This window comes from Lysinibacillus parviboronicapiens (genome assembly GCF_003049605.2).
In the GTDB taxonomy this organism is placed as follows: domain Bacteria; phylum Bacillota; class Bacilli; order Bacillales_A; family Planococcaceae; genus Lysinibacillus; species Lysinibacillus parviboronicapiens.
In genome coordinates, this window is sequence record NZ_CP073713.1 from 3,629,610 (window position 1) to 3,651,392 (window position 21,783).

The 21,783-nt window shown below is 37.6% G+C and carries 16 protein-coding genes and 1 other annotated feature; of the genes, 8 read left to right on the top strand and 8 right to left on the bottom strand.

Features of this window, described 5'->3' with window-relative positions:
* Positions 1-135: 135 nt before the first annotated feature.
* Positions 136-1,836, bottom strand: coding sequence for a septation ring formation regulator EzrA (gene ezrA, locus C9J31_RS17565; protein ID WP_107949825.1), 1,701 nt, complete (start codon positions 1,834-1,836; stop codon positions 136-138).
* Between the two features lie 198 nt (positions 1,837-2,034).
* Here ezrA and hisJ point away from each other — a divergent pair, with 198 nt between their 5' ends.
* Together hisJ and C9J31_RS17575 are read left to right on the top strand one after the other, a co-directional pair.
* On the top strand, positions 2,035-2,829 hold the full coding sequence (hisJ, locus tag C9J31_RS17570; protein WP_107949823.1) for a histidinol-phosphatase HisJ: 795 nt from the start codon (positions 2,035-2,037) through the stop codon (positions 2,827-2,829).
* Positions 2,830-2,853: 24 nt separating this feature from the next.
* On the top strand, positions 2,854-3,333 hold the full coding sequence (locus tag C9J31_RS17575; RefSeq protein ID WP_054767252.1) for a GAF domain-containing protein: 480 nt from the start codon (positions 2,854-2,856) through the stop codon (positions 3,331-3,333).
* A 95-nt stretch (positions 3,334-3,428) separates the two neighbouring features.
* Here C9J31_RS17575 and C9J31_RS17580 read toward each other — a convergent pair whose 3' ends face one another.
* Positions 3,429-5,312 (bottom strand): sensor domain-containing diguanylate cyclase, encoded by a 1,884-nt coding sequence (locus tag C9J31_RS17580; protein WP_107949821.1) that lies wholly within the window; start codon positions 5,310-5,312, stop codon positions 3,429-3,431.
* Positions 5,313-5,779: 467 nt separating this feature from the next.
* On the opposite strand from C9J31_RS17580, the gene rpsD reads away from it, so the two are divergent.
* Both rpsD and C9J31_RS17590 read left to right on the top strand, forming a co-directional pair.
* Positions 5,780-6,382, top strand: coding sequence for a 30S ribosomal protein S4 (gene rpsD / locus C9J31_RS17585; protein WP_054767251.1), 603 nt, complete (start codon positions 5,780-5,782; stop codon positions 6,380-6,382).
* 407 nt (positions 6,383-6,789) lie between these two features.
* Positions 6,790-7,647, top strand: coding sequence for a PhzF family phenazine biosynthesis protein (locus C9J31_RS17590; protein WP_107949818.1), 858 nt, complete (start codon positions 6,790-6,792; stop codon positions 7,645-7,647).
* 209 nt (positions 7,648-7,856) lie between these two features.
* Here the strand turns inward: C9J31_RS17590 and C9J31_RS23800 are convergent, their stop codons facing one another.
* Positions 7,857-8,048, bottom strand: a complete 192-nt coding sequence (locus tag C9J31_RS23800) for a hypothetical protein (protein ID WP_238602109.1) — start codon at positions 8,046-8,048, stop codon at positions 7,857-7,859.
* 850 nt (positions 8,049-8,898) lie between these two features.
* Between C9J31_RS23800 and C9J31_RS17600 the strand changes: the two genes are divergently transcribed.
* Positions 8,899-10,104 (top strand): iron-containing alcohol dehydrogenase, encoded by a 1,206-nt coding sequence (locus C9J31_RS17600; protein WP_054767250.1) that lies wholly within the window; start codon positions 8,899-8,901, stop codon positions 10,102-10,104.
* 131 nt (positions 10,105-10,235) lie between these two features.
* A complete protein-coding gene (locus C9J31_RS17605) occupies positions 10,236-11,045 on the top strand; it encodes a cobalamin-binding protein (RefSeq protein ID WP_107949816.1) in 810 nt (269 codons plus the stop codon).
* 48 nt (positions 11,046-11,093) lie between these two features.
* Here the strand turns inward: C9J31_RS17605 and tyrS are convergent, their stop codons facing one another.
* Positions 11,094-12,362, bottom strand: a complete 1,269-nt coding sequence (gene tyrS / locus C9J31_RS17610) for a tyrosine--tRNA ligase (RefSeq protein ID WP_054767249.1) — start codon at positions 12,360-12,362, stop codon at positions 11,094-11,096.
* Between the two features lie 69 nt (positions 12,363-12,431).
* Positions 12,432-12,634 (bottom strand) — a binding site (T-box leader).
* Positions 12,635-12,736: 102 nt separating this feature from the next.
* On the opposite strand from tyrS, the gene C9J31_RS17615 reads away from it, so the two are divergent.
* Positions 12,737-15,739: a transglycosylase domain-containing protein gene (locus C9J31_RS17615; RefSeq protein ID WP_107949814.1), complete on the top strand. Its 3,003-nt coding sequence runs from the start codon at positions 12,737-12,739 to the stop codon at positions 15,737-15,739.
* A gap of 89 nt (positions 15,740-15,828) precedes the next feature.
* Positions 15,829-16,734, top strand: a complete 906-nt coding sequence (locus C9J31_RS17620; protein ID WP_107949812.1) for an NAD-dependent epimerase/dehydratase family protein — start codon at positions 15,829-15,831, stop codon at positions 16,732-16,734.
* A gap of 92 nt (positions 16,735-16,826) precedes the next feature.
* Here the strand turns inward: C9J31_RS17620 and C9J31_RS24360 are convergent.
* The 4 genes from C9J31_RS24360 to argJ form a co-directional block, all read right to left on the bottom strand.
* Positions 16,827-18,400 (bottom strand): IS3 family transposase gene (locus C9J31_RS24360; protein WP_420798456.1). Its coding sequence is split into 2 segments (ribosomal slippage): positions 16,827-17,758 and positions 17,758-18,400, totalling 1,575 coding nucleotides; the frame shifts between segments, so codons are not numbered across the junction.
* A gap of 87 nt (positions 18,401-18,487) precedes the next feature.
* Positions 18,488-19,618 carry an acetylornithine transaminase gene (locus tag C9J31_RS17630; RefSeq protein WP_107951284.1) on the bottom strand — a complete coding sequence of 377 codons (1,131 nt, stop codon included), beginning with the start codon at positions 19,616-19,618 and terminating at the stop codon, positions 18,488-18,490.
* Between the two features lie 124 nt (positions 19,619-19,742).
* Entirely contained in the window at positions 19,743-20,534 is a 792-nt protein-coding gene (gene argB / locus C9J31_RS17635; RefSeq protein ID WP_107951285.1) for an acetylglutamate kinase, read from the bottom strand.
* Entirely contained in the window at positions 20,497-21,729 is a 1,233-nt protein-coding gene (argJ, locus tag C9J31_RS17640) for a bifunctional glutamate N-acetyltransferase/amino-acid acetyltransferase ArgJ (protein WP_107923372.1), read from the bottom strand. The genes argB and argJ overlap by 38 nt, the downstream gene beginning before the upstream one ends.
* Positions 21,730-21,783: the final 54 nt, after the last annotated feature.

Sequence of the window (21,783 nt, forward strand, 5' to 3'; positions counted from 1 at the left end):
TAAACTTTAAAAAAATTCCCCCACCCGAACTCCTTAATCTCATAAGAAAACCACCAACTTAAATCCAGTGTGGTGGTTACTTTTTTTCATTATAATAATATTTTTAATTTTACCCTCGACATCTATATGGTGGAGCTAACGGGAAACTAAATCCTCTGCGACAATTTCTTGGATACGTTTTAATGCACCCGGCTCCATTTCTTCAACAGCTGTCCCTGCCTCTTCTAGCGCTTTTGTATAACGGAATTGATGGAATGCTTCTTCTGCTTCTTTTAAACGAGCATTTAATTTTGGATTTGTTGCTCGATGACGGTTGCCATATTGAATAATACGTTCAATCAGCATTACATTTTCAATCAATTCATGTGCCTTTGAATGAACATCTTCCACACAAAGCGTGGCTGCATTTAAGTTATTGTGAACTGTTCCCATATTGAGTGGTACTTCTTGTAAACTTTGCATCACCACATAAATGTGCTCTGCAGCCTCATCTAAACGTGCATCCATCTCTTCGGGAATACCGGGAATATTCGCCTTATTTAACAGACGGTCTGTATCCTGCAACGTTTTTTTCAGATTTTCAACTTGTGAACGTGCCTTATTTTCGTCAATCCGAAGCTTTTTCATCGTATTCGATAAGTGATCTTGCTCCTCATGAATACGTTCAAGCTCCTCACTTATTTCAATCAGTTCTTCTTGCAAACTTGAATATGCAGACTTTTCTTCTGTAACACGCATTGCCAGTAAATCATAACGGCGTTGAAGTGCTTCTAATTGTTTTAATGCCGCTTTTGGTATTTCAGCATCCTTTTCATTAAGATGGTAGCTTTGCTGAACAAAAGTTGCCTCATCGCTAACTAAGCGGGTTGAGCTAATGACATTTGTGATGGAACCTAATAAACGTTCACAATTTTGATCTACGTAGTTTTTCGCAATAACCTCTTTTTCAAGCAAATCGTAGAAATGGTCGATTTCTTCATTTATTTCAACAACTCGCGGTTTTACAGCAGATAAATTAAGTTCAGCCAATTCACCCTTTAAAGCGGTAAACTCCGTTTCTAGATTGTCCAGTGCTTCTGTTAGCTCTAAATGATGTAAATAATAAGATTTCTCTTCCATTTCTCGTTGACCATTGCGTAATTCTTGAACAGCACCTGGTAATTTCACTTGCAGTTCTGTCAAAATAGTTGGTACGTCATTGATATATTCAAATGTCTCTTGTGATTCCTGATTCAAGCCAATAACAATTTCACGTGCCTGCAAATAGTTACCATCGCGCGTAAGTTCATCAAACTCTTCAAACTTTTGAACAAATACTTCTAATTTTTGCTCAAGTGCTGGTAACGCTATGCCAAATGAGTGTTGGTGGGCAAGCAAAGTTTTACGGGCTGATCGATAATATTCCTTTAGTTGTTCAATTTCAATACGATTTTTTTCTTCGCTGCCAATCAATTCATTTAATTCTTCTAAAATTTTATCTTTGTCTTGTTCACACTTACGAACATAATCCTCAATTTCACGTTCAACCAACGTTGCTTTTTTAAAACGAAGATGATTGACTTGGTCCTCCGCATCGAATAGGAGTGAATCAATTTTTGTCATATGTACATCGATGACTTCATCCCAGCTATTGCGCCATCGTTCAAACATTTCCTCCGTTTCACCATTCATGTTTAATGATTTAACTTTAGAAATTTCCTCATTTATGGGATTGTTTTGTATTTGTAATTTTTCATTTTCAAGTTGTGCAATAATTGCTGTATGTTTTCGTCGCATCATAAATCCTACTATGGCTAAAATTAATAGTAGGATAATCGGAATGATGATATACTCCATCGTAAGCCTCCTATTCTACAATATACGAATTGGCTAGTTGTATTTATTATATACTATGTTTTCCCCTTTTGTACTAAAATTTAAGTGTTTTTCAGAAAAGTGTATTCACGCCCAACAGACAAACTGGCAACTCCTGTCCTTGAACGTATGGCGTTAATATCTAGACATCATTCAAATAGCCAAAGGAGTGTATACTTTATGAAAAGAGACGGGCATATCCATAGCCCTTATTGTCCACACGGGACAACAGATACATTTACGCAATATATCGAAAAAGCAATTGCAGAAAGTTTTACGGATATTACGTTTACAGAACATGCTCCATTGCCGCTTGGCTTTGTTGACCCTACACCTAATAAGGATAGTGGCATGAATCCAGCGTACTTGATGCCTTATTTTGAAGATTTACAGCACTTACGAAAGCAATACGCGCAGGACATCCGTATCCGTATCGGGTTAGAAATTGACTACATTATAGGTTTTGAGCGAGAAACACGAAGTTTCCTTGATACATATGGTCACTTTTTAGATGATGCTATTTTGTCCGTTCATTTTCTAAAATGGCAAGATAACTTTGTATGTATCGACTATTCAGCGGAAACCTTTAAAGATTTTTCAAGAGAGTTAGGCTCTGTAGAACATGTCTATGATCTATATTATGATACTGTCCTTCAATCAATCCATGCTGATTTAGGACAATACAAACCTAAACGTATTGGACATCCATCTCTCATTCATAAGTTTCAATTAGCACACAATGTGAAAATTGATGATACAATTCGTATTCGAGAGATTTTAGATGTTATGAAGAAACAAGGGTACGAGCTCGATTTGAATAGTGCAGGTTTAAGTAAAGCACATTGTCAAGAACCCTATCCACCATTCTCCTTAATTGATTATAGCAAGTCAATTGGATTGCCTTTTGTTTTTGGCTCTGATGCCCACGCCGCAGTTGATTTACATCAGCATTATAATGTTATATTTCCAATATAAATAACTTTTAAACGAGGTGCTATTATGTTTACACAAATAAATTATGAAGGTCCTATCGCTGACCAATACAATTCATTAGCAAAACAATTAGATGCGTTGCTAACAGGTGAAACCGATCAAATCGCTAATTTAAGTAATGCTTCCGCTTTACTTAACCAATTTCTAACAAATATTAACTGGGTTGGTTTTTATATTTTACAGGGAGAGGAACTAGTTTTAGGTCCATTCCAAGGCTTACCTGCTTGCGTTAGAATTCCAATTGGTCGCGGTGTTTGTGGTACAGCTGTGAAAGAAAAAGAAACAATTGTTGTAAAAGATGTCCATGCTTTTCCTGGGCACATTGCTTGCGATGCTGCCTCGCAATCTGAAATTGTCATACCTCTTATTAAGCAAGATAAAGTAATAGCTGTGCTCGATATCGATAGCCCAGTTACAAATCGCTTCTCCATCGAAGATCGAGTTGGCTTAGAGCAATTTGTTAAAGCATTGCTGCTACATCTATAAAAGCTATTCACCATTCTAAACTTGCACATTAAAAATTGCCCTGAAATGTTGTTTTTTTACATATCATTTCGGGGCAAATCTATATTTTATTTTTTCTATGCATTTGTTTGGAGGAAACGATCATGAATACAAAATCGATTTTTCCCACTATTTTTAGCTTCATATAGAGCTGTATCTGCATGTAAAAAAACAGATTGAAATGCTGGTCGATAATTTTGATCCCATGTAATGAGCCCTGCTGAAATTGTTACTTGGGGATCAGTTGCGTCCGGGATCATTGCAACAATAGTCGACGCCAATTCGATTGATTCTTTTTCATCAATATTTGGCACATAGACTGACATTTCCTCTCCACCCCACCGTGCACAAATCCCCTGTGTACCAATCGTTTCATTTAATTTCATTGCAATTTGCACAAGAATTTTATCGCCAATTTGGTGGCCGTAGGTGTCGTTGACGCGCTTAAAATTATCAATATCGATAAGTAAAAACATCCCAGAATGATCTTTCTTAAGGGATTTTTCTACATACTGATCTAAATAACTTCTTGCATATAATTTAGTTAGATGGTCCCTATCTACCATTTCTTGCAGTTGATTCCGTAAAATGGAGTTTGCAATCGCTAAAGATGAATGATGGATTAAAGACTGCATTAACTTAAAGCTGTCAAATGAAAAGAAATATGGCTCTTTATGTAGTACGATACTAAAACCATTTATTTTTTCTTCCATCAAAATTGGAATGGCCATAATCGAACGATATTCGATTTGATTAGGTGTTAATCGGCTAAAATCGGCTATAAACAATGGATCATTGGTATGTTCAAAATGTTGTTCAACATGTTTTATATACGTTTGCCCTTCCTCTGTCTTGAATAATGTTGTACTGGCATCCGTCACTTCAAAGGTATCATTATTTTTAAAAGCGAAACAAACTTCCATCGGTTGAAAAGATTTCATTAACTGTTTTTGTAGGAAAAGCAACATTTCATGAATATCAATTCGCATATTTAAACGATGCGATGTTTCATTTATTAGTTGTAAGTCACTTACGAGACGATGCGATTGATGATATAATTTTGCATTTTCTAGTGCATTTCCTGATGCTTGCGCTAGCATTCGCACAAAATCCTTTTCAGTCGTTGAAAAAAGATATGTTGTGGGTGCGCTAACTTGTAAAATACCGTAAATAGCTTGCCTTCCTTTAATAGGTGCATTTAATAAACGACAATTTAAGTCACCTGCCAATTCGGTTGTCAGGTCTCCTGAGACAAAAGCTTCTATAGTTGCAGGTCTTTCGGATAAATAATCAAAAAGTTTAATATCGATGGTCGTATGGCGGTCTTGATCATTCGATAGTATAAGCTCAACATTAAATTCCGGGAAATTATCCCTAATATTTTTTAGAACATTTTCTAAAATTAAATCGATATCCATAGTTGAATGAAATAAATCAGTCATATTATACAGTTTTCTATATTGATCTTCATTTGATTTTACTTCTAAATTCTCCCTGAAAATCTGCAAAACTCTCATAAGCGTTTCTACACATTCTTCACCATAATCAGAAGCCATAAAGTCCGTCCAAGCATCTGTTGCTTCAACCAGTAAAACACCAATGGGGTCTTTGCCCTCTGGTTGGAAAAGCACCATGTCAGTCATCATGTTATAGGCTTCTTTTTCTTTTAATATATAAGGGAGTTTTACCATTTTTTGTTGATAAAAGCTAGTTTCAATCATCAGCCATGACACAGCATTTAGTTTTGTTTCGATTGTTAAAGTAGCTAATTCTTCTATGGGTATTAAACTATTACCTTCATAGCTAAGAAAAGCAGCATTTACAATTTTCAAGTGCTTCTTTAGACACTGCTTTAATGAATAAAAATACTCATTAAAACCGGTGAGCTCTCCATTCGAACTCACCCAAAAGCTCAAAACATCTGATTTTATATATTTTAGCGTTTGTAAATGGTCTGTCATGAAATCACCTTTTCTATATAACGTACAAATCAATTACTATTAACTTATGATATATTATACATAATTTGTGTCATTTTGACTATGTTATTCTGTTTTACTTTTATATTTACCATTTAATACCATATCATTAACTATTTCGAAATAGTGTAAAATGTATGAAAAGGAATTCCCTACTATTGTCCCTTTTCAAAAATAGCAATACTAATAATTGACGTCTATGACATAAGCAGTTACAATGAAGTTTGTGTAAAATAAACGCAGCAGTGGTATGAGCTTAATATAGTATTTTATTCCTCTATTTTAAAGAGTATTACTAAACAGTTTTCTCCTATGAAAATAGATGGTGTATCGTGTAACCTAACGGCTGCATAGGCGAAAATACATGAAAATAAAATGCATTTAAGAATGGGTACTACTGGTTTTTGTTTTACAACAAAAAAACCAAATTTAAAGGAGGAGACAACAATATGTCTCGTTATACAGGTCCATCTTGGAAATTATCACGTCGTCTTGGTATCTCACTAAGCGGTACTGGTAAAGAAATCGAAAAACGCCCTTACGCACCAGGTCAACACGGCCCGAACCAACGTAAAAAATTATCAGAATACGGTTTACAATTACAAGAGAAACAAAAACTTCGTCATATGTATGGTATGACTGAACGTCAATTCCGTACTGTATTTGACCGCGCTGGTAAAATGAAAGGTGTTCACGGTGAAAACTTCATGATCCTTCTTGAAACTCGCCTTGACAACTTAGTTTACCGTTTAGGTTTAGCTCGCACTCGTCGTGGAGCTCGTCAATTAGTAAACCACGGTCACGTTATGGTAGACGGTAAACGCGTTGATATTCCATCATACAGCGTTAAACCAGGTCAAACGATTTCTCTTCGCGAAAAATCTCAAAACCTATCTGTAGTTGGCGAAGCAATCGAAGTAAATAACTTCGTACCTGACTACTTAGCATTTGATGCAGACAAAAAAGAAGGTACATTCACTCGCCTTCCAGAACGTTCTGAACTATCTGCTGAAATCAACGAAGCATTCATCGTAGAGTTCTACTCTCGATAATCTTTTAGAGTTAGAATACTTCGGTTTCTTAAACCTCGCAACCTTGTTATACAAGTGTTTGCGAGGTTTTTGTTTATGTTCTTATATTCGGAAAAACAGTTTTTTAATGAGGGTTACGGACAGGTGTACATTTATTTCAATAACTAGGTACATTCTCACACCTGATTATACACTGACAACATTTTCTATTGTTGATACAATTTTATTTATACAAATATATACAATAATAGAAGAAAATCACTCATTATTTTTAAATGAGTGACTCAGACTATAGACAAACTATTTTCGGAGAGTTCAGATGCTAAAAAATAGTTTGTCTCTTTTTTTATGTCAAATTTATCCAACAACATTTATACGTAGTGCTTTCTATGCTACAATTTATTATAAGTGAGGAAGGAAGGTGTCTTATGAAAATATCCGTTTATGTTGCAAGTGCATTTAGCAAGGATCATAAAGGCGGAAATAAAGCAGGTGTGGTATTTATGGAGAATACATTGACCACTACTCAAAAAATGGCAATAGCCAAACAACTGGGCTATGCGGAAACCGCATTTATATCAGAATCTGAAATTGCTGATTATAAATTTGAGTATTTTACACCAAAAGAAGAAGTTGATTTATGTGGTCATGCCACAATTGGCTCTTTCGCGATACTGATGCATTTAAATAAACTTTTCAGGAATCGCTATACGATTGAAACGAACAGCGGTGTTCTTACTATTACCATAAAAGATGACATCATATTCATGGAACAAAACAAACCGATATTCTATGATGTTGTATCTCCAAACGAGTTCATCGACTGTTTTGACATTAAAGCTATAGACAATAAATACCCAATTCAAATTGTCTCCACGGGCTTAAAAGATATTTTAATTCCTATAAAAAGCGAAACACGATTACATGCACTGCAACCTAATTTTGAAAAAATTAAAGAAATCAGCAAGTATTATAACGTTGTCGGGATGCATCTATATACTTTTAATGACAATCGAATTATATGCAGAAATTTTGCTCCACTATACGACATCAATGAAGAAGCAGCGACTGGAACTTCAAACGGTGCATTAGCTTGCTACCTTTATGAACAGCACTACTTGCAAAAAGAAGTCTATGTATTTGAACAAGGTTATTCTTTACACTCGCCTTCCGAAATATTAGTTAAATTAGTAACCAATAGCAAGAATGAAATAGAAAAAGTTTATGTTGGCGGCAAAGGCTATTACTGTGAAACTAAGTGTTTAAATGTAGAAAATATTGAGTGAAAATAAAAAAACACCGAATAAAAAGGTTGAGAAAATAAACTCTCAACCTTCATTATTTTTAAATGAATGACTTTTCTTTTAGTTTGTAAGTGTATTAATTTCTGCTTTATTGCGAATATGAACAACACCAGTTTCACTGACACGTATATTCACATCTGTTAAGTCTCTTTTTAAAATGTGTTCTATAGCATATCTAATTTCCCATTCTTTTACTGGCCGTTTTCATTTGAAATACTTGCATGACTTGATTGTTTGTTTTCACTATGGATAATTACTGTTCCTTTACGCTCATAAACTTTAACCGTCCCTCCCATAAAACCAGAAGCGATTTTCACAACATCTACTCTTTCCTTTGTTATATCTCGAAATGTTTTATTTGAAAATTTATATATTGTAGCCATGCTCATTCTCTCCCTAGGTTAAGTACTTAAACATTAATTCTTCAACTTGCGTCTTTAGTGCTTGCTTTGCGTACCGTAATACTTCATCTTCCCCAGCTGTTTTGACACTCATGGAGAACAAGCATTTTCAGAGGAAAGACGTGGAAAAGGAGGTTCTGGTCGACAAAAAAAGATAACCTATCTGCTGAAAAGAAATTAGAAAAAGCAGAGGCACGTAAGCTGAAAGCTTAGCAGAATTAAAATATATGGTAGATGATTATATGGAGCACTACAACAATACAAGAAAGCAATGGACATTAAAAAAATATTGCTTTAAATATTATAATTCCACACAGTAAAAAATCTAAACTTTAGTAGCATTTAATTTTAAACTGCTCGGAAGAATTTTAGCGCTGCTTTATGTTTTTATGTCGTAGGGCTATCCCCTCTCCATTTAATTTCCTAAAGAGGACATTACTATCTTTCTTACTTAGAGAATTGATTTTTCATACATTAAAATAGCAATTCCCTACTTTTTAAACACCATAATCACTATCCTTATACTCTAAACAGATTATCATTTATTTACTATTCAAATCTCCTTCAAAATAGAACCAATTCCCAAAATATATATATTACTTTCATAAGAAAATATTTTCTAAATCGTTTATATATCAACATTCCTATGTAACTAAAGCTTCCACACTATTGTAAAACGGTTTAACTTTTTTGTAAGATAATAACACATTAAATATTAACAATTTTAATAAAAATACGAGTTGAATTTTTACAAAAAATAGAATAACATGAATTTCGGAAGGTGGTTCGCCATCATTCAAGCAATAACAATTATTTTAAAGGGGTTGGAAATATGTCAGACGTTCTAAAGCAATTTGTCATGCCGAAAACAAACTTATTTGGACCTGGAGCAATTCAAGAAGTTGGTAAACGCTTAAATGATTTAGAAGTGAAAAAGACATTGATCGTAACAGATGAGGGCTTACACAAATTAGGTCTCTCAGAACAAATTGCTAACATCATTACAGCAGCTGGAATTGATGTTGCAATTTTCCCGAAAGCAGAACCAAATCCAACAGACCAAAACATTGAAGATGGTATCGCAGTATATCATGCCGAGAACTGTGATTCAATTGTCTCACTTGGAGGCGGTAGTGCACATGATGCAGCAAAAGGTATTGGAATTATTGCTTCGAATGGTGGACGCATTCATGATTATGAAGGCGTTGACAAATCAGAAAACCCACTAGTGCCATTAATCGCTATTAACACGACAGCTGGTACAGCAAGCGAAATGACACGCTTTACGATTATTACAGATACTGCTCGTAAAGTGAAAATGGCGATCGTTGATAAGCATGTGACACCGTTAGTATCGATTAACGATCCTGAGTTAATGATTGGCTTACCGCCAGCTCTGACAGCGGCTACTGGTTTAGATGCGCTAACACACGCAATTGAATCATTTGTATCAACAGATGCCACACCTATTACAGATGCTTGTGGTGAAAAGGTACTTCAACTAGTTCCTGAATTTTTACCACGCGCCTATGCTAACGGTGCAGATTTAGAAGCTCGAGAGCAAATGGTATACGCGCAATTCTTAGCAGGTATGGCGTTCAATAATGCTTCACTTGGCTATGTGCATGCGATTGCTCACCAATTAGGTGGTTTCTACAATCTTCCACATGGTGTATGTAACGCGATTTTACTACCTCATGTTTGTCGCTTCAACTTAACGGCACGTACAGAGCGTTTTGCAAGGATTGCCGAACTATTAGGGCAAAATGTTGAGGGCTTAAGCAAACGTGATGCTGCGGAAAAAGCGATCACTGCCATTGAAAGCTTATCAAAAGACTTAAATATTCCAAGTGGCTTCCGTGAATTAGGCGTGAAGGATGAGGATATTGAAACTTTAGCGAAAAATGCAATGCTAGACGTATGTGCTGCCACAAATCCGCGTAAAGCCACATTAGAAGACATCAAACAGATTATTACAAATGCGATGGGGCCTGTAGTGAAAACAGCAGAGTCGCTTGAAGCTGTCGCACTTTCTTAAAATATAACGAAATGGCGTGTCTCATATATTTGAGGCACGTCTTTTTCTATGACATGAAAAATTTCCAAACATTGTATACAAGCGCAACACCAGCTATACTTTTCATAAAAGTAATTGGGAGGAAAAAAAATATGCGTTTAATCTCGATTTGTCCTAGTAATACCGAACTAGTCGCTTATTTAGGTTTGACAGATCAGCTTGTTGGTGTCGATGATTTTTCTGATTGGCCTGCGACTGTCCACGAACTGCCCAAGCTAGGGCCTGATTTATCGATTGACATAGATGCATTAGAAGCATTACAGCCCGATCTCGTACTTGCATCTTTAAGTGTACCTGGCATGGAAAAAAATATAGAAGCATTACAAGAAAGAAATATTCCTCATCTTGTCTTTAACGCGAATTCATTAGCGGAAATCGCTCAAGAACTTAAAATATTAGGGAAAGCCTGTGGAGTAGAACAGCGTGCACAACAAATAGCAGAAGAATATTCACAATTTATCGAGCACCTTCGCACAGTTGCACAATCCATCCATCATCACCCTACCATTTATTGGGAATGGTGGCCAAATCCCATTTTCACGCCAGGAAAAATAAACTGGCTCACCGAAATTAGTGCCATCGCAGGAGGCTCTAATCTATTTCAAGATGTCGAGCTAGCAAGCGTGCAAACGGATTGGACAGATGTAATAAGTCGTAATCCTGACTATATTATGATGGCTTGGGTAGGTGTTGCCTTCGAGCGTATACAGCCAGCAAATTTATTAAAACGACCACATGCACAGGAGCTACAAGCCATTAAAATGAATCAACTTCATGTAATGGAAGAATGGCTTTATTGTCGCCCATCACCTCGTCTGGTGGAAGGGGCTTTAAAACTAGCAAAATTACTTCACCCAGAAGAATATGCGCATCTAAAGCTTCCGCATTTATTAGCATGCTAATAAGAAACATCCCCTCGCGTAAACTCGAGGGGATGTCGTTGTATGTCATTATAAAAATTTTACCATATGGTATTTTTTCTTGCCTCGACGTACAATGCTGAATGCATCTTCTAAACGGTCTTTGGCATCGACAACATATTCTAAAGCTGTTACCTTTTCACCATTAACACTAATCGCACCATTCGTTACGTCTTCACGAGCTTGACGTTTTGATGATGAAATGCCCGCTTCCACAAGTAAGTCCACTATATTTTTATCTTCTTTTGCCATTTCAATAGAAGGTACATCTTTAAAAGCATCCTTCATTTCATCGGCAGAAAGTGCTTTTAAGTCACCCGAGAATAAGGCAGCCGTGATTCGGATTGCTTGCTCTAATGCTTCCTGACCATGAATTAAACGTGTCATCTCTTCGGCCAGTGCTTTTTGAGCCTTACGTAGATGCGGCTCTTCTTCTACAGACACGGCTAATGCTTCGATTTCTTCACGAGATAGGAATGTGAAGATTTTTAAATATTTGACAACGTCGGCATCCGCTGCATTAATCCAGAATTGGTAGAACTCATATGGAGAAGTTTTTGTGCTATCTAACCATACAGCCCCACCAGCTGTTTTACCAAACTTTGTACCATCTGCCTTCGTTACTAACGGAATTGTGATACCAAAAGCTTTTGTTTCTTCTTCATGTGTTTTCCGAATAACTTCTAAACCAGTTGTAATATTCCCCCACTGGTCAGAACCACCCACTTGAATACGACAATTGTAATGGTTATACAAATGATTATAATCAATACCTTGAATTAACGTGTAAGCAAACTCAGTAAATGAAATCCCTGTATCAAGACGTGAAGCAATTGTATCCTTTGCTAGCATGTAGTTGACGTTAATTAATTTCCCGTAATCTCGTAAAAACTCAATCGTGTTTATTTCGCCAATCCAGTCACGGTTATTGACAAGTTGTGCACCATTTCCATCTTCAGCAAAATCAAAAATTCGTTCTAATTGACCACGAATACCTTGCACGTTTTTATCAATTTGTTCAACTGTTTGCAGTTGACGCTCTTCCGAACGACCAGATGGATCCCCAATCATCCCTGTTGCTCCACCTACAAGTAGAATTGGACGATGACCAGCTTTCTGGAAGCGACGCAGTGTCAATAATGGTACGATGTGTCCGATGTGCATAGAGTCAGCAGTTGGGTCTACACCACAGTACAAAGAAACCGATTGTTGTTGTAACAGCTTTTCCATTCCTTCAGCGTCTGTTTGTTGGTAAAGCAGACCACGCCATTCTAAATCTTGTAATAATTCGTTTGCCATTGTTTTTCCTCCTAATTTGTATTGTCGCGTATAGAAACAAAAAAGTCCCTACACGCAAATTACATTGCATGCAGGGACGTTAATAACTAACGCGGTACCACCCAGCTTGAAGATGTCATCCATCTTCCTCTCATTCAATCGCCTTTATCGCAGGCGCGCACGTCTAAGCTCCAAGCACGTAATTCGTCTCTACACTATGACCAGCTTTCACCAACCGCTGGCTCTCTATACAGGGAATATAGACACTACTGCAAACTCTTCATCACTAGAAAACTATAAGCACTATTCTATACGATTCTTTTTCAATGTCAATAACTATGTTCGAGTCAATTCAATCTATGCTATAATAGACAAGATTTTAGGAGGTCGATACCTTGAAAGATTGGATTGAGAAAATCAATGCAAAGATCGATGAATTACTCGAACAAAAATGGATGAAGACATTACGTATTTCAGGTAGTGTTACCTGGAACTTATTTTTACTATTTTTAGTCTTTGCATTGGTAGGCACTGTATTTGTTGGCTCGGTTGGCGCCGGCTACTTCGCCTCACTTGTAAAAGAAGAACCACTGCGCTCTAAAGAAGAATTACGTGAGCATATTTTCAACTATGAGGAAACAAGTGAAATTTATTTTGCCAACGATATTTATATCGGGAAATTGCGCACCGATTTAGATCGCCGTGAAACGTCACTAAGCGCTGTGGCACCAGATGTTATTAATGCCGTACTAGCAACAGAGGACGAATATTTCCGGGAACATAATGGCATTGTTCCGAAAGCTGTTATTCGTGGGCTACTGCAAGACGTGACAAATTCTGCGACACAAACAGGTGGCTCTACATTAACACAACAACTTATTAAAAACCAAGTATTAACAAATGAAGTATCGTATGAACGTAAAGCAAAAGAAATTCTACTCGCTATGCGTTTAGAACACTTTATGACTAAGGAAGAAATTTTAGAGTCCTATTTAAATATTATTCCTTATGGCCGTAATGCTTCTGGTCGTAATATTGCAGGGGTTGAAACAGCAGCTGACGGAATTTTCGGAGTAAAGGCCAAAGATTTATCTCTACCGCAAGCCGCTTACATAGCTGGTATTCCGCAAGCTCCTTATGCTTATACTCCATTTACGAATACAGGTGTACTAAAAAGCGAAGAGGCTCTTAAGCCAGGTATTGATCGTATGAAAACTGTTCTTTACCGCATGAAAGAAGAAGGCTATATTAACGATGCGCAGTACAAAGACGCAATAAATTACGACATTACAGCAGACTTCCGTTCACCAGAAATAGCATCAGAAGATCGCTATCCTTGGTTAACGTATGAGCTTGAAAATCGTGCAAAAGAAATTATTGCTGCAAAGCTAGCGAAAGAAGATGGCGTAGATCCAGAACGCTTGACAACAGAAAAAAAATTAAAAGAAAAGTATATGATTTTGGCAGACCGCGATGTCCGTTCAAAGGGCTATCGTATTTATTCTACTATTAATAAAGACATGTACGATGCCATGCAAAAAGCGGCAGATAACTTTAAATACTACGGCCATACGTATACAGGTAAAGGTAAGGACCCTATAACAGGTGAAGAAATAGATATTGAAATGCCTGTACAAGTTGGCAGTATTTTAATTGAAAATAGTACAGGACGTATTTTAAGCTTCGTTGGTGGTCGTGACTTTAAAACTACAGAGTTAAACCATGCGACTCAAGCTTTTCGACCAAATGGTTCGACGATGAAGCCATTACTCGTTTATGCTCCAGCAGTAGAATACGGTGTTATTGGTGCAGGTAGCCCACTAGTAGACGTGAAATTCTCTATCGGCTCTTGGAGTCCCAACAACTATATTACGAGTGATGAGCGTGGACTGATTCCTGCACGTGAAGCATTAGCTGATTCACAAAACTTGTCTGCATTACGTTTGTATAATGATATTATTAATAAACGTCCTGCCGAATATTTAGCTAAAATGGGCTTCTCTAAGCTACAGCCTGAAGATTATACGAATCTTGCAACAGGTATTGGGGCATTAGAAGTAGGAACGACTGTTGAAGAAAATACAAATGCCTTTGCAACGTTTGCGAACGGTGGTCAATTTATTGAATCTTATATGATTGAAAAAATTGAAGATTTAGATGGTAATATCATCTATCAACATGAAGTAGAACCTGTACAAGTATTTAGTCCTGAAACATCTTATATTGTCACAGACATGATGCGTGATGTTTTAACTAAAGGAACAGGAACAGTTGCCAGAAATACATTAAAATTCTCTTCTGATTTCGCTGCCAAGACTGGTACTTCACAAGAGTACAAAGATGTTTGGTTTGTCGGCTATAATCCGAATGTTTCATTAGGCGTATGGATGGGCTATGATAAGCAACGTTCATTATATGCCTTTAATAATACGTACTTGCAACCAAGTGTCCGTATTAACAAACTATGGGGTACCTTAATGAATGCTATGTACGATGTGGATCCAAAATTAATTGATGCTCCTACGAACTTTAAGGCACCAAAAAATGTAGTGACCGCTTCATTCTGTGGTATTTCTGGATTAGCACCCTCTGCAGCATGTTCAAATGCTGGGTTAGTGCGCTCAGATTTATTTAATGCTAAAGTATTTTTACCATCACAGCCAGATGATAGCTTAGCATCTTCAAGCGTTGTAACGATTAAAGGAAAGACATACAACGCACACCCAAATACGCCATCAGAGTTTGTAAAATCAGGTGGTGCGGGTATTAACCAAGCCTTTATTAAACGTATGCTAGGAAGACTTGGAGGAAATCCTGGAAGTTTACTTCCAAAAAATTCATCATTATCGAATTCATCAGTATCAGCCGTCGATTTCCCAGCAGATGGAAGTCCACCAGCAACTGTAACGGCAGCGATTAATGGCAATACCTTATCTTGGTCTGGCTCTTCCAATGATGTTGTCGGCTATCGTATATATAACGTGACGAGTGGCGGGAATACTCTAGTCAATTCAGTACTCGAAGCTACACAAAGTATTTCAGTTGCAAGTGGACAAGCATATGTAGTTGTAGCTGTCGATATTACAGGATTGACCTCAGCTCAATCCAATGTTGTATCTACAGGTGGCAGCGAAACTGAACCTGATCCAGAAGAAAATCAAGAACAACCACCTACTCCACCTACAAATGGCAATGAAGGTTCGGGTAATGAAAATGGTTCGAATAATGGGAATGGTTCAGGAAATAATGGCACAGGCACTGAAAATGGCAATGGCTCTGACGGTTCCAATGGCTCAAACAATGGCAACAACAACGGTAATAACAACGATAATGGCTCCACTGGAGAAAATAATGGTGGCACAACCACAACCCCACCTCCTGAAAAGCCAAGTCAATAATAAACAGGCTCACTACATTATTTAAATTGTAGTGAGCCTGTTTTTTTGTCATGATAGAGAAGACAACTACATGAAGGGGTGGATTAACGTTGAAAATTTTAATTTTAGGGGGCACGCGTTTTTTTGGGAGAAAATTAGTGGAACTTTGCCTTCAAAACAGTCATGATGTAACGATTTTAACACGTGGTCAAAGTGGCAATCCTTTTGGCTCTCAAGTGCATCAACTTATCGCTGATCGAGATGATGAACATACATTAGTTCAAGCACTTTCGAATACGACATGGGATATTGTCTACGATAATATTTGCTATTCTCCAAAAGATGCACAAAAGATTATAGAAATTCTAGAAGGTAAAACAACCAAGCTTATATTTACCTCAACGCTTGCGACTTATGAAGCAGATGGTATTGTAAAAACAGAAGCCGATTTTAACCCGTATAACTATGAAATTCGTATGGGGAATCGACAGGATTTCACTTATAGTGAAGGTAAACGTCAAGCGGAAGCAGTACTATTTAAAAAAGCTTCGTTCCCTGTTGTGGCAGTGCGTTTCCCAATCGTTGTGGGCGAACAAGACTATACACGCCGTTTACACTTTCATGTGGAGCGTATAGTAAATGAACAACCCATTACACTTACAAATGTCGATGCAAAAATGAGTTTTATTACCGATGATGAGGCCGCTGCATTTTTATATTTTGCAGGTATTTCTACAATTGAGGGACCATTCAATGCCACAGCAAGTGGTGCTATTTCATTAAAAGACTTACTTGGACTTATTGAAGAAGCAAGTGGCAAGCATGCGAAAGTTTCACTGTTAGGAGGCGATGCAAATTCACAATCTCCTTACGCTATTCCAGCAGATTGGTATATGTCGAATGCCAAGGCAGAAGCAGCAGGCTTTACATTTAGTCAGCTAAACGATTGGCTGCCTAAGCTAATTAACTCCTTAGTAAAAGAACAACAAGAAACAATCATGTCTCAACGGAATTGATTACTGATTTTGGATTTTATAAATAAGAAAAGGCGTCCACCCCGTTTTGAACTGCTCCCTGTCAAGTAGACAGTGGAAATAATAAAAATGCTTTACGCGGCTTGAGACCTGAATTCCAAGGGGCTCAAGCTGTTTAATTTTTCTTGATAGCGCTCTGAATTATAAAACGAAATGTATCCTAAAATTGCTTTTTTTAGCGCTTCATATGTATCATATTTATTTAAATAGTATTTTTCGCATTTGAGCGTACCCCAAAAAGCCTCGATTGGTCCGTTATCGATACAACGTCCCACTCTAGACATACTATGTACCATCTCGGCATCATCTATCATACGTTTGAAAAGTTTTGAAGTATATTGATAACCACGATCGCTATGAATAAGTGGATGCTCATCCTCTTTTAATTTTTGTATGGCTAGTGTCATCGTTTGAAAAACAAGTTTATTGTTATTCGAGTGCCCTAATACATAACTCACAATCGAATTATCGTATAAATCAATAATGGCGCTTAAATAAGCCTTTTTACCATTCTCATATTTAAATTCCGTGACATCTGTACACCATTTTTGATTCGGTTTATCTGCTTTGAACTTGCGACTGAGTATGTTTTCTGCTACATAATCTGGATTCGATTTACGATATTTTTTTCGTTTTCGACGAATCACCGATTTTAATCGACACATTTTCATCAAACGATAAATACGTTTTTTATTTACCTTCGGTAAATCTACTTTTTCACGATGACGATTGATTGTAAGTGTGATGCGACGATATCCATAAATCCCATCTACTTGTGTATAAAGGTACTGAATTGATTCTAGAAGCTGTTCATTCTCGATTTCTCGTGCTGATGACTGACGGTTCAACCACTTATAATAAGCAGCACGTGTAACATCGGCAATTTCACATAATAAAATGATTGGCAGTGCTTCCTTCGCTGCTAATTCTTGAATGGCAATATAACGGCTATGTATACGGCTTTTACTTAACGACGCCTCCTTTCGATTTCCTCTAACTTTTTTAAGAAGAGATTTTCTGCACGTAATCGTTCATTTTCACGTTCCATACGCTGGATTTCTAAACGAAACTTGTCTTCAGTGCTTAACTCTTCTTCTAACTTTGTACGCCCACGGCGATCATGCAAGCCTAATTCCCCGTATTTTTCGAATTTTTTTACCCATTGATATACTTGTTGGTAAGAAACCGCATATTGTTCAGCTGTTACTTGATAATTCTTATCGTTGGCAATACAAACTTGTGCTATTTCAATGCGCTCTTGTACTGTTGTTTTTCTACCTTTAGTCATAGTTTGGCTCATTCCTTTACCCGAATCTTTTAATTCACTATGACTAGTATACTTTTTTATCCAATTCCTTAAAACCGATCTACTAGAAAGTCTATACTTTCTTACAACCTCTCTTAATGAAAATTCGCCTGAAAGATAGTCTCGGACAGCCGCTAATTTTAATTCCTTAGCATAACGATTCTGCTGGTTTAATCGTTCAAGACCCTCTTCTCCAAAATAACGATAATCATTTTGCCAATCTTTAATCGTATCACGATGCACTTTATATAATTCGGCAACTTCATTAAGAGTAAATTGGCCAGTATGATAAAATTTTAAAATCTCTAATTTTTCTTCTTTTGAAAAACTACACGTTCTCATAAAAAAATCTCCCCATTTGATAAACAGATTTTATTTTTTAATCTGTCTACTTAATGGGGAGCATACCATTTTAAGGGTGCACGCTTTTTATCGTAATATGCTTTTTAAAATCGCTATGGCTTCCTCGATTTCCGCTTTTGAGACCGTCAGTGGTGGAAGGAGTCGGATAACGTTCGGCCCCGCTCCCACTAAGAGTAGGCCCTTTTCTTCAGCCTCTTTGATATAAGATGCTACCTCAGTGTCGCCACAGCCAATACCCAGCAATAAGCCCTGCCCTTGCACCGTATAGGTAGTCGGTAAATTGGCTTTCAATTGTTTTATAAAATAGGCGGATAGATCTTGCACATTGTGTAAAAAATCCGGTGCAAAGACGTGATCTAGCACTGTTTCTGCAACACTCATTGCTAGTGGATTACCGCCAAATGTTGTCCCATGCGTGCCCGGTCCAAATGTATCGTAGAGCTCAGCTGTTCCAAGCATTCCACCGATTGGGAAGCCACTGCCTAAGCCTTTTGCTAATGTTACGATATGTGGTTTCAACACAGTTTGCTCATAGGCAAAACGTGTCCCTGTACGTCCGATACCCGTTTGAACTTCATCCACAATCAGTAGAATCCCTTTTTCCGCACATGCTTTTGCAAGTGTGGCTGCAAATTCAGGTGTTACGCTGTTTACGCCCCCTTCTCCTTGTATCATTTCTAGCATAATTGCTGCAACTGTATCATCAACCGTCGCTTCTAGAGATTCAACATCATTGAAAGGTAGAATCGTAAATTTATCTACAAGTGGCCCAAAGCCATTATGTACCTTTCCTTGACCCGTTGCAGACATTGCTCCAAAAGTGCGTCCATGAAACGATTTTTCAAAAGTTATAATATGGTTTTTCCCTGTATGCTTACGTGCCAGCTTAATAGCAGCTTCATTTGCTTCAGCACCGCTATTACAGAAAAACGCATAAGTGAAATGCGTATCTGCCACTAATTTTTGTGCAACCGTTTCCTGTCCAGGTATTTCAAATAAATTGGAAATATGCCATAACTTCTCGCTTTGTTGTTGTACCGCCTTCACAATTGCAGGATGTGCATGTCCGAGACTAACAACAGCAATACCACTTGTAAAATCTAAATATTTTTTGCCCTTAGCATCTTCCACAACCGTTCCTTGCCCTTTGACGATTTGCGCACGACGTTTGCCGTAGTTTCCAAATAGAGCACTCATGTTATCCGCTCCTTCTATTGATTACGCCTTGGCGTAATTTGTCCAGATATTAATCGAACCCACTCAATAAATACTTCGAAAAAATCTCGTTAAACCTTCGTTAAGACGAATACCTAACTCACTACTATAATGAAGAAAGACTTTTACTAGATGAAGTTTTAATAGTTGTACCTAATAAATGATCCCCAACAATTTGTACCGATGGGATACCGGCATCTAGGCAATCAATTGCACCTTGCACCTTCGGAATCATGCCACCGTAGATATGGCCTTGCTCAATCCACTGAGCTATCAGGGAAGGTGTTACCTCTGTTTGGTATTCATCTTCAATACGAATACCTGCTACATCTGTGACAAGCAACAAGCTATCAGCGTTCACTGCCAGCGCGATTTCACTTGCAACGGTATCACCATTAATATTAAGTGCCTGACCATCTTCATCGGCCCCCACACAAGCAACTACAGGTACAATGCCCGCATTAATTAACACTTCTAAAAGTGTTGTATTTACGGACTGAACCTCGCCGACAAAGCCGTAAACATCTTTGTCTAGAAAATTTGCTACAATCAAATGATTGTCAAAGCCATTTAAACCAACTGCCATAATACCTGCAGTTGTCAATTGATGGACAAGTGCTGGATTCACCTTACCAATTAGTGTTGACTGTACTATCTCAATTGCTAACTCACTCGTTACACGGATGCCATTTAATGCATGGGATTCAACGCCTTGTGCTGCAAGTTCGCGATTAATAGCAGGACCACCACCGTGTGTAATAATCAGTTCAACGCCGCTATCCTGTAATTTTTTAAAGTTCTCAAAAAACGCTTTATTTAAGCCTTCAAGTGTACTACCACCAAGCTTAATGACCATGCGTTTACGAGCGGTATGATGCATTGATTTGCACATAGTCATAAGTTAAATCACATCCCCATGCATGCCCCTTGCCCTCACCTATACCAAGTGACACATAAATTTTCACTTCATGCATTTTCAAAATTTGAATTAACTCATCTTCTGAGAATGGAATTGGCTCACCGTTTTCAACCATTGTTGCGCCACCGATTTGAATCGTAATTTTGTCAGGGTCAACTGTTGCATCACTGTAGCCAACCGCTGCAATAATACGCCCCCAGTTTGCATCACAACCAAATACTGCTGTTTTTACAAGCGGCGAACCAACAACTGTCTTTGCAATCTTACGCGCTTCCTCATCAGAAATGGCACCTTCCACTTCAACTTCTATTAGTTTTGTTGCGCCCTCTCCATCTTTGGCAATCATCTTCGCTAAGTCTTGTGCAACTGTTTTTAAAGTATAATAGAAATTTTGCCAATCTGGATGTGCAGTTGTTAAAGATTCGTTGCCGGCTAAGCCATTTGCCATCACTACTACCGTATCATTTGTAGATGTGTCCCCATCTACTGTGATTGCATTAAATGTAAGGTTAGTTACATCTGACAATGCTGCTTGTAATACATCCGATTCAATATTGGCATCTGTTGTAATAAAGCCAAGCATTGTTGCCATATTAGGCTCAATCATTCCTGAGCCCTTTGCAACACCCGCAATAATGACTTCTTTGCCATCTACAATTGTGCTATAGCTCGTATTTTTCATGACCGTATCGGTTGTCATAATTGCCTGCGCAAAATCGATAGCACTTTCAAGATTATCTTGGGGTTCTAGTTGAGCAATACCGCTCTCGATAGGCTCCATTTTCATAATTTCTCCGATAACGCCAGTTGAGCAAACGCCAACTAGATTTGCCTCAATACCTAACTTTTCAGCTGTTAAAGTTTGCATTGTTAACGCATCCTGCACACCTTGCTTACCTGTACAAGCATTGGCATTCCCAGAGTTCACGATCATTGCCTGAATTCTTTTAGTTGTGTAAACTACTTCTTTTGTTACTTTCAACGGTGCAGCCTGGACTGCATTTGTTGTAAATACACCAGCTACACTTGCTGGTACGTCACTCACTAAAACTGCTAAATCCTTTTTCTTATGCTTTAGTCCACAATGCATCCCAGCTGCCTTAAAGCCCTTAGGCGAGACGATATTTTTACTTGATAATTTTTTCATAATATTTGTTGATGCTGTTAATGTCATAATGAAATTCCTCCTTAGATTGTTTGAAATAAGAGAAGCACACCGTTTTTTTGT

Coding starts and splice junctions, on each gene's coding strand:
- argJ (WP_107923372.1), bottom strand. CDS start 21,729: ATGACATTAACAGCATCAACAAATATTATGAAAAAATTATCAAGTAAA.
- C9J31_RS17580 (WP_107949821.1), bottom strand. CDS start 5,312: ATGACAGACCATTTACAAACGCTAAAATATATAAAATCAGATGTTTTG.
- C9J31_RS17575 (WP_054767252.1), top strand. CDS start 2,854: ATGTTTACACAAATAAATTATGAAGGTCCTATCGCTGACCAATACAAT.
- C9J31_RS17630 (WP_107951284.1), bottom strand. CDS start 19,618: ATGAGTGCTCTATTTGGAAACTACGGCAAACGTCGTGCGCAAATCGTC.
- C9J31_RS17605 (WP_107949816.1), top strand. CDS start 10,236: ATGCGTTTAATCTCGATTTGTCCTAGTAATACCGAACTAGTCGCTTAT.
- C9J31_RS17590 (WP_107949818.1), top strand. CDS start 6,790: ATGAAAATATCCGTTTATGTTGCAAGTGCATTTAGCAAGGATCATAAA.
- C9J31_RS23800 (WP_238602109.1), bottom strand. CDS start 8,048: ATGGCTACAATATATAAATTTTCAAATAAAACATTTCGAGATATAACA.
- tyrS (WP_054767249.1), bottom strand. CDS start 12,362: ATGGCAAACGAATTATTACAAGATTTAGAATGGCGTGGTCTGCTTTAC.
- ezrA (WP_107949825.1), bottom strand. CDS start 1,836: ATGGAGTATATCATCATTCCGATTATCCTACTATTAATTTTAGCCATA.
- C9J31_RS17600 (WP_054767250.1), top strand. CDS start 8,899: ATGTCAGACGTTCTAAAGCAATTTGTCATGCCGAAAACAAACTTATTT.
- argB (WP_107951285.1), bottom strand. CDS start 20,534: ATGACTATGTGCAAATCAATGCATCATACCGCTCGTAAACGCATGGTC.
- rpsD (WP_054767251.1), top strand. CDS start 5,780: ATGTCTCGTTATACAGGTCCATCTTGGAAATTATCACGTCGTCTTGGT.
- hisJ (WP_107949823.1), top strand. CDS start 2,035: ATGAAAAGAGACGGGCATATCCATAGCCCTTATTGTCCACACGGGACA.